This window comes from Micromonospora sp. NBC_01638, assembly GCF_045209745.1.
Taxonomy (GTDB): Bacteria; Actinomycetota; Actinomycetes; order Mycobacteriales; family Micromonosporaceae; genus Micromonospora.
In genome coordinates this window covers 4,646,381-4,657,053 of sequence record NZ_CP109273.1, presented here as the reverse complement: position 1 = coordinate 4,657,053, position 10,673 = coordinate 4,646,381, and the positions used below count along the sequence as shown (strand labels likewise).

12 protein-coding genes and 2 pseudogenes are annotated in these 10,673 nt (G+C 69.3%); 4 read left to right on the top strand and 10 right to left on the bottom strand.

The window, feature by feature from the left end; all coding sequences use genetic code 11:
* The first annotated feature begins 60 nt into the window (after positions 1 to 60).
* Positions 61 to 549 carry a transcriptional regulator gene (locus OG811_RS21970; protein WP_007458348.1) on the top strand — a complete coding sequence of 163 codons (489 nt, stop codon included), beginning with the start codon at positions 61 to 63 and terminating at the stop codon, positions 547 to 549.
* Between the two features lie 67 nt (positions 550 to 616).
* On the opposite strand, the gene nusB is transcribed toward OG811_RS21970, so the two are convergent.
* The 5 genes from nusB to OG811_RS21945 all read right to left on the bottom strand — a co-directional run bounded on the left by nusB (position 617) and on the right by OG811_RS21945 (position 4,562).
* Positions 617 to 1,027: a transcription antitermination factor NusB gene (nusB, locus tag OG811_RS21965; protein WP_184188983.1), complete on the bottom strand. Its 411-nt coding sequence runs from the start codon at positions 1,025 to 1,027 to the stop codon at positions 617 to 619.
* Between the two features lie 23 nt (positions 1,028 to 1,050).
* Positions 1,051 to 1,608, bottom strand: coding sequence for an elongation factor P (gene efp / locus OG811_RS21960; RefSeq protein ID WP_406068341.1), 558 nt, complete (start codon positions 1,606 to 1,608; stop codon positions 1,051 to 1,053).
* Between the two features lie 437 nt (positions 1,609 to 2,045).
* Positions 2,046 to 2,477 (bottom strand): type II 3-dehydroquinate dehydratase, encoded by a 432-nt coding sequence (aroQ, locus tag OG811_RS21955; protein ID WP_406068339.1) that lies wholly within the window; start codon positions 2,475 to 2,477, stop codon positions 2,046 to 2,048.
* A complete protein-coding gene (gene aroB, locus OG811_RS21950) occupies positions 2,474 to 3,553 on the bottom strand; it encodes a 3-dehydroquinate synthase (protein WP_406068338.1) in 1,080 nt (359 codons plus the stop codon). Before aroB ends, aroQ begins: the two co-directional genes overlap by 4 nt.
* A 10-nt stretch (positions 3,554 to 3,563) precedes the next feature.
* On the bottom strand, positions 3,564 to 4,562 hold the full coding sequence (locus OG811_RS21945) for a helix-turn-helix transcriptional regulator (RefSeq protein WP_406068336.1): 999 nt from the start codon (positions 4,560 to 4,562) through the stop codon (positions 3,564 to 3,566).
* A gap of 79 nt (positions 4,563 to 4,641) precedes the next feature.
* Here OG811_RS21945 and OG811_RS21940 point away from each other — a divergent pair, with 79 nt between their 5' ends.
* Positions 4,642 to 5,370 carry an alpha/beta fold hydrolase gene (locus tag OG811_RS21940; RefSeq protein ID WP_406068335.1) on the top strand — a complete coding sequence of 243 codons (729 nt, stop codon included), beginning with the start codon at positions 4,642 to 4,644 and terminating at the stop codon, positions 5,368 to 5,370.
* A gap of 33 nt (positions 5,371 to 5,403) precedes the next feature.
* Here OG811_RS21940 and OG811_RS21935 read toward each other — a convergent pair whose 3' ends face one another.
* The 3 genes from OG811_RS21935 to OG811_RS21925 all read right to left on the bottom strand — a co-directional run bounded on the left by OG811_RS21935 (position 5,404) and on the right by OG811_RS21925 (position 7,599).
* Positions 5,404 to 5,907 (bottom strand): shikimate kinase, encoded by a 504-nt coding sequence (locus OG811_RS21935; RefSeq protein ID WP_406068333.1) that lies wholly within the window; start codon positions 5,905 to 5,907, stop codon positions 5,404 to 5,406.
* Positions 5,907 to 7,085, bottom strand: coding sequence for a chorismate synthase (gene aroC / locus OG811_RS21930; RefSeq protein WP_272617592.1), 1,179 nt, complete (start codon positions 7,083 to 7,085; stop codon positions 5,907 to 5,909). Before aroC ends, OG811_RS21935 begins: the two co-directional genes overlap by 1 nt.
* 85 nt (positions 7,086 to 7,170) lie before the next feature.
* Positions 7,171 to 7,599, bottom strand: coding sequence for a hypothetical protein (locus tag OG811_RS21925; protein ID WP_406068331.1), 429 nt, complete (start codon positions 7,597 to 7,599; stop codon positions 7,171 to 7,173).
* Between the two features lie 292 nt (positions 7,600 to 7,891).
* On the opposite strand from OG811_RS21925, the pseudogene OG811_RS21920 reads away from it, so the two are divergent.
* Positions 7,892 to 8,382 (top strand): annotated as a pseudogene (locus OG811_RS21920) (transposase family protein); the annotation flags it as partial.
* A gap of 6 nt (positions 8,383 to 8,388) precedes the next feature.
* Here the strand turns inward: OG811_RS21920 and OG811_RS21915 are convergent.
* Positions 8,389 to 9,618, bottom strand: a complete 1,230-nt coding sequence (locus OG811_RS21915; RefSeq protein WP_406068330.1) for an ISAs1 family transposase — start codon at positions 9,616 to 9,618, stop codon at positions 8,389 to 8,391.
* A 145-nt stretch (positions 9,619 to 9,763) separates the two neighbouring features.
* On the opposite strand from OG811_RS21915, the pseudogene OG811_RS21910 reads away from it, so the two are divergent.
* Positions 9,764 to 10,063, top strand: a pseudogene (locus OG811_RS21910) (transposase family protein); the annotation flags it as partial.
* 107 nt (positions 10,064 to 10,170) lie between these two features.
* Here OG811_RS21910 and OG811_RS21905 read toward each other — a convergent pair.
* Entirely contained in the window at positions 10,171 to 10,641 is a 471-nt protein-coding gene (locus tag OG811_RS21905) for a hypothetical protein (protein WP_406068329.1), read from the bottom strand.
* Positions 10,642 to 10,673 lie beyond the last annotated feature (32 nt).

Genomic DNA, 10,673 nt, shown 5'->3' with positions numbered 1-10,673 from the left:
GTACCGTCACGCTCCGTAGCGATCGACGGGAGAACCCCGAGCAGCACTGGGAGTGTCCGAATGCCCTCTGAATACGCCAAGTCGCTGGGCGCCCGCCTGCGCTCCATCCGCCAGCAGCAGGGTCTTTCCCTGCAGGGTGTGGAGGAGAAGTCGAACGGGCGGTGGAAGGCCGTGGTGGTCGGCTCGTACGAGCGCGGCGACCGGGCCGTGACGGTGTCCCGTCTGGCCGAGTTGGCCGAGTTCTACCGCGTCCCCGTCTCGGAGCTGCTGCCCGACGGCAGTGGTGTCCGTCACGAGCCCACCAGCAAGATCGTCCTGGACCTGGAGCGGCTCTACGACGAGGCCTCCGAGGATCTGGCCTACGTCGCCCGCTACGCCCGCGCCATCCAGCAGCAGCGCGGCGACTACAACGGCCGGGTGCTCTCCATCCGCGCCGACGACCTGCGGGCGCTCGCGATCGTGTACGACGCCTCACCGTCGGGCCTGATCGAGCGGCTCACCGAGCACGGTGTGCTGGTGGCCGACCCCCGGGCGTTCTTCGCCTCCTGAACTGTCGCTCCACCGAAAGGGCCCGTGCCATCCGGCACGGGCCCTTTTCGTGTGCAGGAGCGTGAACTCAGCGGGTGGCGTACTCGGCGATCCGGCCGAGCACCCCGTTGAGGAAGCGCGGCGAATCGTCGGTCGACATCTGCCGGGCCAGCTCCACGGCCTCGCTGATCGCGACCGCGTCGTCGATCTCGTCGACGTAGAGCAACTCGTAGACGGCGATCCGGGCCAGATTACGGTCGACGACCGGCATCCGCTCCAGCGTCCAACCCTCGGCGTAGCTGGCGATCAGCTCGTCGATCCGGTTGAGGTGCTCGGCAACGCCCTCGACCAGGCCCACCGCGTAACCCAGGTGCTCCGGTCGGGGCTGCTCGATCCGCTGCACGTAGCCGGCCAGCACCTCCACCGGAGGCTTGTCCCGCAGGTCGGCCTCGTAGAGCACGTCCAGCGCCCGCTTGCGCGCCTTGCGGCGTGCCGGCATCTGCTGCTTGGAACCCTCAGCCATCAGGCGCGGCCGAGGTAACGGCCGTCGCGGGTGTCGACCTTGATCTTCTCGCCGGTGGTGATGAACAGCGGCACCGGCACGGTGGCGCCGGTCTCCACGGTCGCCGGCTTGGTGCCGCCGGTCGAGCGGTCGCCCTGCAGGCCCGGCTCGGTGTAGGTGATTTCCAGCACGACGCTGGTGGGCAGCTCGATGTAGAGCGGCACACCCTCGTGCTGGGCGACGGTCGCCTCCGCCTCGGGCAACAGGTAGTTGGCTGCCTCGCCGACGGTGCCGCCGGGCACGGTGATCTGGTCGTAGGTCTCCAGATCCATGAAGACGAAGTCCTCGCCGTCGGCGTACAGGTATTGCATCGTGCGCTTGTCCACGGTCGCGGTGTCGACCTTGGTGCCCGCGTTGAAGGTCTTGTCGACCACCTTCCCGGACAGCACGTTCTTCAGCGTGGTGCGCACGAAGGCACCACCCTTACCGGGCTTGACGTGCTGGAACTCGACGACGGCCCAGAGCTCGCCGTCCAGGTTGAGTACCAGGCCGTTCTTGAGGTCGTTGGTGGAGGCCATTTCCTGCCTTGATCATCAATTGGCGGACAGACCTTGAGAGTCTACTAGCTGCGTCGCGGTGCGTTTCCCGCCGCGGTTCGGGTGCCGGTCCACGACGGGCATTCCCGGCCTGACAACGGTGACAGAAAGTCACGTTCTGCCCACTAAGCGACCCCCACCCCAGCCCTTTGTTCTGCTTCAACCGGCGCAACAGCCACGCTCCGTACTCTGCGCACGAAGCCCTCCACCTCTGACGCACATCACATATCCGCAGCTCACTACCAGTGTCGCGTGCGTTAAAGCAGAGCAAAGGACCCGTGCAGGAGTGGTCTGCCCCCTTTGGGATGCCCTCGTCATGACGGCCGACGGTGGCGGTCAGCAATGAGGGCCACCGTCACGCTGAGTAACGTCAATTTGCTGGGGCGCAGGGCGACACGAGAGGCGGAATGCCCTGCTGCTCAGCCGGTCAAAGTGGCCAGGTGGTGCAGGGCGAGGCGATAACCGTTGACACCGAGACCGCAGATCACCCCGGTCGCCACCGCGGAGACCACCGAGTGGTGCCGGAACTCCTCGCGGGCGTGGATGTTGGAGAGGTGCACCTCCACCAGCGGCCCCCGCAGCATGGCGCAGGCATCCCGCACGGCGTACGAGTAGTGCGACCAGGCAGCCGGGTTGAGCACCACCGCGGCACCCTCGTCAGCGGCAGTGTGCAGCCAGCCGAGCAGTTCGTGCTCGGCGTCGGTCTGCCGGACCGTCACGTCCAGCCCCAACTGCTCGCCCGTGGACTCGCAGAGCGCCACCAGGTCGGCGTAGGTGGTCGCGCCGTACACGTCGGGCTCGCGGGTGCCCAGCCGGCCCAGATTCGGCCCGTTGAGGACGTAGACCCTCACGCCGCGGCCACCTCCTGGTAGGCGGCCTCCAGCAACGCGTCGTCCGGGCCCTCCAGCATCGCCGGGCGGGCCAGCCCGTCGAGCACCACGAAACGCAGCCGACTGCCCCGGGCCTTCTTGTCCACCCGCATCGCAGCCAACAGTTGCGGCCAGGCGTCGGCGGGGTAGCTCACCGGCAGGCCGAGCGCGGTCAGGGTGACCCGATGCCGGTCGGCGGTCGGGGCGTCCAGCCGCCCGGCGAGCCGGGCCAGCGCGGCGGCGTACACCAGACCGACGGCGACGGCATGGCCGTGCCGCCAGCGGTAGCCCTCGTTCTGCTCGATCGCGTGGGCGAGGGTGTGCCCGTAGTTGAGCACTTCCCGCACGCCCGACTCGCGCAGGTCACCGGAGACCACGTCGGCCTTGACCCGGATCGCCCGCTCGATCAGCTCCCGGCTCACCGGCCCACGGGGATCGGTGGCAGCCTCCGGGTCATTTTCGATGAGATCCAGGATCATCGGGTCGGCGATGAAACCGCACTTGACCACCTCGGCCAACCCGGCCGCCAGGTCGACCGCGGGCAGGCTGTCCAGGGTGGCCAGGTCGGCCAGCACACCGACCGGCGGATGGAACGCGCCCACCAGGTTCTTGCCGGCGGCCGTGTTGATGCCCGTCTTGCCGCCCACCGCGGCGTCCACCATGCCCAGCAGCGAGGTTGCCACCGGCACCCAGCGCACCCCGCGCAACCAGCAGGCCGCGACGAAGCCGGCCAGGTCGGTCACCGCGCCGCCGCCCACCCCGACCACCGCGTCGGTGCGGGTGAAGCCCGCCGCTCCGAGTCGGTCCCAGCAGGCGGCGGCCACGTCGATCTGTTTGCCCGACTCGGCGTCGGGCACCTCGATCGGCAGCGGCTCGACGCCGGCGGCGCGCAGCCGTTCGCCAAGCGCGTCCGCCAGAGCCTTGAGCGGGGGCGCGTGCAGCACCGCCGCCCGCGTCGCGCCGGGCAGCAGGCCAGGCAGCGCGCCCAGCAGGTCACGTCCCACCAAGACGTCGTACGGCCGCTCGCCGCCGACCGGAATCCGGGTCACCTCGTCCATCGCCGGCAGCCTAGTCGAGCGGGCGGCGTGGTGCGGGCGGCTGCCCACCTGCTGGCCGGGCCGCCCACTCGGCGAGCAGGCGGGCGTGCTCGGCCACCGCGGCACGCAGCGCGTCCGGGTGTCGCACGGTGAACGGGCAGCCCAGACCGGCAAGCAGCGCGGCCATACCGGGCAGGCTCTCCGCCCGGGCCCGCAGCAGCACCCCGTCGGTGGTGGCGGTCAACTCGGCCACGCTGGGCGGGATGCGGCGCCGGGCGGCGACCAGGTCGGTCTCCAGCAACACCTCGACCTCGTGCGTGTACGGCACGCCGGCCAGTGACCGGGTCACCCGGGCCACCGGGTCGAAGCCCTCCGGCACGGTGAACGTCGCCACGCCCGGCGTCACGGCGCCGATGCGGTCCAGCCGGAACGTGCGGATCTCCCCGCGCCGGTGGTCGTGGCCGGTGACGTACCAGCGGCCGGCGTGGAAGACCAGGCCGTACGGGTCGAGCTCCCGCTGTGACTGCTCGCCCCGCCAGGATCGGTAGTCCAGTGCCACCCGCTGCCGGTGCCGGGCCGCCGCGGCCAGGGTGAGCAGAGTGCCCGACGCCGGCCGCAACTCCGCCTCGGGGCGTCGCAGAGTGAAGCCGAGGTGTTCCTGCACGGCCGCGAGCCGGTCGGCGAGCGCCGCCGGCAACACCCGACGGATCTTCGCGAGTGCCGTGGCCGTGGCCGGCTGCTCGGTGGCCAGCCCGACCCGCTCGGCGACGACCAGGCCGAGCAGCACGGCCACCGCCTCGTCGTCGGTGAGCATAAGCGGCGGCAATCTGAAGCCGGGGTGCAGTCGGTACCCGCCGTAGCGGCCACGGTCGGCGGTTACCGGGATGCCCAGCTCGACCAGGGTGGCCGCGTACCGGCGCACGGTCCGTTCGTCGACGCCGAGCCGGCCGGCCAACTCGGCGGCAGTCGCGCGGTGCCGGGCCTGAAGCAACTCCAGCAGGGCCAGCACCCGACCAGCAGGATGTGACACGGGACACTCCTTCAAACCGGGCGGATCCTGTCCGGATTCGATCCTACGGTCTGTCGGTAACCGAGAGAAGGAGCGACAGATGGCGACGTTCGTGCTGGTACCGGGGTTCTGGTTGGGTGCCTGGGCATGGCGTGAGGTGACCGCGACCCTGCGTGCTCAGGGTCACGACGTGTACCCGATGACGCTGACCGGGCTGGCCGAGCGCGACCATCTCGCCGGACCGGAGGTGGGCCTGGACACGCACACCACCGACATCGTCCGGCTGATCGAGGTCGAGGCCCTCCGCGACGTGCTGCTGGTCGGGCACTCCGGCGGAGGGATGCCGGTCGCCCAGGCGGCGGACCGCATTCCGGACCGGATCGCCCGGGTGGTCTACGTGGAGAGTGGCCCCTTGCCGGACGGCACGGCGCAGTTCGACACGGTGCCGCCGGAAGAGCAGCAGCGGCTGCGCGCCGCGATCGGCACCGGGCACCTGCTGCCGCCGCCAGCGTGGGATCCGGCCGCCGACCCGACCAACCTGGCCGGGCTGGACGAGCCGACGCTGGCCCTGCTGCGTGCCCGGGCCACCCCGCAGCCGCTGCGGGCCGCCACCGACCCGGTGCGGCGTACCGGCGGTCGCCCGGTGCCGACCGCGCTGGTCGCCAGCACGTTCCCGCTGGCAATGGTGGAGCAGATGATCGGCGAGGGGCACCCGTACTTCACGGCGCTGGCCGGTGGTCAGCTGTTCGAGCTGCCCACCGGGCACTGGCCGATGCTCAGCGAGCCGAAAGCTCTGGCTGCCGTCCTCGACGCCGCCGCCCGAGGCTGAGGGGACACCCCGGGAACGGGCAACAGGCCAACGTCAGCGGGGTAGCAGGGCGGCGATCTCGGCGGTGATCGCCGCCGGGGTCCGGCCGTCGGTGACCACCGTCTCGGTGGCCACCTCGGTGTAGAGCGGCCGGCGCTGGTCCATCAGGTGCTTCAGGGTGGCCCGCGGGTTGATCGCCAGCAACGGCCGGCCGGCGCCGAGCCCGACCCGTTTCACCGCGTCGGGCAGCTCGACCGAAAGGTGCACCACCCGGTGCCCGACCAGCGCGGCCCGGGTCTCCTCCGCCAGGATCGCGCCGCCGCCGAGGGCGAGCACGCCCGTGCCGGCAGCCAGCGCCGCGGCCACCGCGGCCCGCTCCAAGGTACGGAAGTGCGCCTCACCCTCGTCGATGAAGATCTCCGGGATCGGCTTGCCGGCCATCTGTTCGATGTCGGCGTCGGTGTCGCGGAACTCCACCCCGAGGGTGGCGGCGAGCGCCCGTCCGACCGTGGTCTTGCCGCAGCCGGGCGCGCCGACCAGCACGACGACCGGTGCCATCAGCGGATGACCAGCGCGTCGAGGTAACCGGCCAGGTTGCGGCGGATCTCGGCGATCGAGTCTCCGCCGAACTTCTCGGTGGCCGCCTCGGCGAGCACCAGCGCCACCATCGCCTCGGCGACCACCGCCGCGGCGGGCACCGCGCAGACGTCGGAACGCTGGTTGATCGCGGTGGCCGGCTCGCCGGTGGTGACGTCCACGGTGGCCAGCGCCCGGTTCAGCGAGGAGATCGGCTTCATCGCGGCGCGGACCCGCAGCGGCTCACCGGTGGTGATGCCACCCTCCAGCCCGCCGGCCCGGTCGGTGACCCGGCGAACGCCGGTGGCCGACGGAATGATCTCGTCGTGCGCCTCCGAGCCGCGGGAACGGGCCTGCTGCCAGCCGTCGCCGATCTCCACGCCCTTGATCGCCTGAATGGACATCAGCGCGGTGGCCAGTCGGGCGTCGAGCTTACGATCCCACTGCACGTGACTGCCCAGCCCCGGCGGCACCCCGTACGCCAGCACCTCGACCACGCCCCCGAGGGTGTCGGCGGCCTTCTTCGCGGCGTCGACCTCGGCGACCATCAGGGCGCTGGCCTCCGGGTCGAGGCAGCGCAGCGGGTCCGCGTCGATCTGGGCGGCGTCGGACGGGGTGGGGCGCAGCCCGGGCTTCGCGGCCACCGGCCCCAGCTCGACGACGTGCGAGACGATCTCGATACCGAGCGCCTGACGGATCAGCGCCTTGGCGACCGCGCCGACCGCGACCCGGGCGGCGGTCTCCCGTGCGCTGGCGCGCTCCAGGATCGGCCGGGCGTCGGTGTGGCCGTACTTCTGCATGCCGGCCAGGTCGGCGTGGCCCGGCCGGGGCCGGGTCAGCGGGGCGTTACGGGCCTGCCGGGCCAGCTCGTCGGGGTCGACCGGGTCAGCGGCCATCACCGTCTGCCACTTCGGCCACTCGGAGTTGCCCACCCGGATCGCCACCGGGCTGCCCAGGGTGACGCCGTGCCGCAGGCCGCCGAGCACCTCGACCTCGTCCCGCTCGAACGCCATCCGGGCACCACGGCCGTAGCCCAGCCGTCGGCGGGCCAGGTCGTCGGCGATCTCGGTGGTGGTCACCTCGATGCCGGCCGGCACCCCCTCCAGCATCGCGACGAGGGCGGGGCCGTGCGATTCACCTGCAGTCAACCAGCGCAACACAGCGGTCAGTCTGTCACGGCGGGCCACCGACGCGGCGCGCTGCCCGCCGCGTCCCGCCCTGCGGACTCGGACGTCCGCAGGGCGGTCACCGGGACCGCGCCTGTTCCTGCCAACGCCGTACGTCGGCCAGCAGTTCTCGCAGCCGAACCACGTGCGCCGCGACGGGAAACCACGAGTACACGCGGGACGCGGTCAGCGGCGCCTCCCGTCCGTCCCGGAGCGTCAGGACCAGACAGTGACCGTCAAGGAAGCCACCAGGCTGGCCGAGATGCACCTCGGCCACCTCCGTTCGCTCGCACGTGCGCCGCGCGAAGAGCCGGACATCGGTGACCGAGGAGTCGGTGATGGAAACCCTGACGACGGCCGCCCGCCACGCCAGCAGCGCGAGAACCATGGCCGCCCCGACCCCCAGCGACCTTTCCAGTGCGTCCTCAGCCATCACTGCCGACGCGGTAGAGGCGACGGCGAGAACGAGCAGGAGCCCGACCTTGTACGGCTGCTCGGGTGAACGCAACTGCCTGGCCCCTAACTCGAAAATCGGACCGCACGTAGACGCGCGGCAGCATCTGGGCCAGCAGCCGGGCACCGGCGTGACCGACCACGCCCCGACCCCCACCAGAGACCACAAGCTTGGGACGCATACCGGTACGCTGCACCTTGAAAGTGCCCTTCCGTGATGGATGAGCCATTTTCATCGTGACGGCGCAGGTCACGGTAGTGGTCGATCCTGATGTCCACATGAGACGAGGCGGTCCCGGTAAGACAGCAGTCGACCAAGATCCGATGCCCCAACCGGGAGCCTCGCTGTGCTGTCTTACCCTGCCGCGATTCCGTTGTCCACCCGCAACCTGAACCACCTCAGCGGCCTCATCCGAGCCCACCGTGAGCAGCGACGATCCCGATGGCGGCGTCTCGACCCGGGCCGGCAAGCTCTGCTCGCCCTGGCCCACCTGCGTAACGGCGACACCCCGACCCGGCTGGCCGCCGGCTTCGAGATCGGCGTCACAACGGCCTGGCGATACGTCCAAGAGGCCATTGACCTGCTCGCCAAGACCGCCGACGACTTGGCCACGGCGATGAACAGGGTCCGGCTGCTCGCGTACGCGATCCTCGACGGCACCCTGATCCCGATCGACCGGGTCGCCGAGCAGAAGCCCTACTACTCAGGCAAGCATCGCCGACACGGCGTGAACAGGTCATCGCCGACCCGGCAGGCCGGCTCATCTGGACATCAACAGCCCTGCCCGGAGCCGTCCATGACCTGACCGCGGCCCGCACCCATCACATCATCGACGCCCCAGGGCTATTGCGTAGTGGGGTTGCCCCTGGTCAAGGTAGGATTGCTGGTGGTCACGGCGTCGATCAGGTCGTGTGGGCGGTGGTTGGCGCGTCGGGTGGCTTCGGCGATGTTCGTGGCGCCGTTTGTGCGGTGGTAACCGATCGAGGTGTTACGGAGTGTCGCGAAGACGGTGGGGCCGTTGCCCGTCCGGGCTTGGTGAGCGTCTTCACGTAGTGTCACATCTCTGACGTAATGCAGGCGGTTCTCGATGTGCCATTCAGACCGCGCCCAGGTGCCGAGGTCGGCGGGTTGAGCCTGCTCGGCGGGCAGGGACACGGTCAGGTATGCCGCTTCGCGGCTGGTCTTGCCCTTGATCGTGCGGGTCCGGGTGATTCGGACGGCCTGCTGCGCGTGGGGAAACGCCATCCCGCCGGGAGTGGCCACGGCGACGGCTTTGACGGTGCGGGTTTCCTTGCGGCCGTGGCCGGTCTCGCGGGTCTGGGAACCGATCGGGATCTGCGCCCACGGAAGGGATTTGAGCTGGTTGTGCAGGGTCGGCTGGTTCCCCTTGACCGTAACCATCAGGTGCTCGCCGTCGGCTGCGAGGAGTTCCGCGTGCCCGGTCTGGGCGTGCAGCGCGTCCGCGACGACCAGGACGTCTTGCAACGATCCCAACTGGGCGGCGACCAGACGCATCAGCGGAGTGAACGCCGGGATCTCATTGGACTTCGCGTCGATCCGCACCTGGGCGAGCACGACACCAGTGGAGGTGTCGTACGCCGACAGCAGATGAACTTGCCGCCCGTCAGCGAGCCGGGCGCCCCGTTCGACCTTGCCGTCGACGGCGATCACGAGCCGCCACCGCCGCCCGGCCATGGTGACCGGCGCTGTTCGGGCCAACAGCCACCGGGCCAGCACCCGTGAGAGCACATCGGCGTCGATGCGGATCAGCAGCCGCCACACCGTCGTGGCCGCCGGTACCCGGTCGCTGAAACCGAGCCGATCCCAGACCTCCTGGTCCTGATTACGCACCCAATCGGTCACCGACGCGAACGTGCACGCCCCGGCCAGCACCGCGCAGACCGCCACCGCCAGGATGCTCACCAGCGAGTAACGGCAGCCACGCGGATCACGCGGGTCAGGGATCGTGGACAACACCTCGAACAAGCCCTGACGATCACCTTCAGTGACCACGGCGGGGAGTGTGCCGGTGGGTCGGTGCGGGAGCAGGATCTCGGTGGGTGATGATGACATCGGCGGGTGCGGTCCTTCTTCTGGGTCATGTGGTCTTCGCAAACACCATGATCACCAACGGGTACCCGTCCTACATGGACCCACCCTCGACCGGTCCCACATCAAACCCCAGCTCAAACACCCTTCAACCGACTACGCAATAGCCCTGATCGACGCCCTGAACAGGGAAAAGGTGGTGACGTTCGCCGACAAGGCCTACCAAGGCACCCGCGGCAGCATCCGGACCCCGTTCAAACGCCACCGCTACCGGCCGAATCTCACCGCTTCGCAGAAGAAGGTCAACCGCGCCCACGCCCGCATCCGCGCCATCGGCGAACGCGCCAACGCCACCCTCAAAACCTGGAAAATCCTGAACAGGCTGCGCTGCAGCCCACACCAGGCGACCCCAATCGTGCAGGCCATCCTGGTCCTACACCACGTCGAGAACCCGGCCTACGCAGGATGAAAAAGGCTCGATGGATGAGACCCTAGACAAGTCACATCGTTCCAGATCAGAAGGCACTTTCGCGTCCCCGGGACAACCGCCACGCAGCCCTTAACCAAGGGCCGAGGTTAGATTCTTCTATCAACTTTGATTGTTACAGCGCCGGGCCGATTAATATTCACAAGGCGCTCCCCAAAATCTCTGCTAATGGCGCACATCACAAGGATGTCACCCTGCACGAACGGCATACCGCGCCGTCTGAAAATTAATATCGCAACAGGGTAGAGAAGCATGAGGAATGCAGCCGAGAGGAAGGCGGCGGCGCCAAGAAGTATGTGCCACGTCGACGCCTCGGAAATTGTGATCGCAAGAAACGCTACTTGCAGGACGAGCACAACCGGGATAGTTGACCGCCGAATTCTTTCCAGCCTGGATGTCTGCTGAATCATTTCGATTTGCAATGGATTCAGGGATACCCGGCTCCGAAGCGGCAGGAGTGGATCGATCAGCTCTGCGGGCATCATCGTCCGCGAGGATTGGTCGTGGGGGGCGGGGGCAGGCCACGTCAGCAACTCAAGATGCCTCAGCTTGATTTCCACGCGCACGCCCTCGCCCCACCACGACCTAAACA

Excerpts from the sequence above, each read along its gene's own strand:
- OG811_RS21970 (WP_007458348.1), top strand. The coding sequence starts at position 61 with ATGCCCTCTGAATACGCCAAGTCGCTGGGCGCCCGCCTGCGCTCCATC.
- nusB (WP_184188983.1), bottom strand. The coding sequence starts at position 1,027 with ATGCCGGCACGCCGCAAGGCGCGCAAGCGGGCGCTGGACGTGCTCTAC.
- efp (WP_406068341.1), bottom strand. The coding sequence starts at position 1,608 with ATGGCCTCCACCAACGACCTCAAGAACGGCCTGGTACTCAACCTGGAC.
- aroB (WP_406068338.1), bottom strand. The coding sequence starts at position 3,553 with ATGGACGAGGTGACCCGGATTCCGGTCGGCGGCGAGCGGCCGTACGAC.
- OG811_RS21940 (WP_406068335.1), top strand. The coding sequence starts at position 4,642 with ATGGCGACGTTCGTGCTGGTACCGGGGTTCTGGTTGGGTGCCTGGGCA.
- OG811_RS21935 (WP_406068333.1), bottom strand. The coding sequence starts at position 5,907 with ATGGCACCGGTCGTCGTGCTGGTCGGCGCGCCCGGCTGCGGCAAGACC.
- OG811_RS21915 (WP_406068330.1), bottom strand. The coding sequence starts at position 9,618 with ATGTCATCATCACCCACCGAGATCCTGCTCCCGCACCGACCCACCGGC.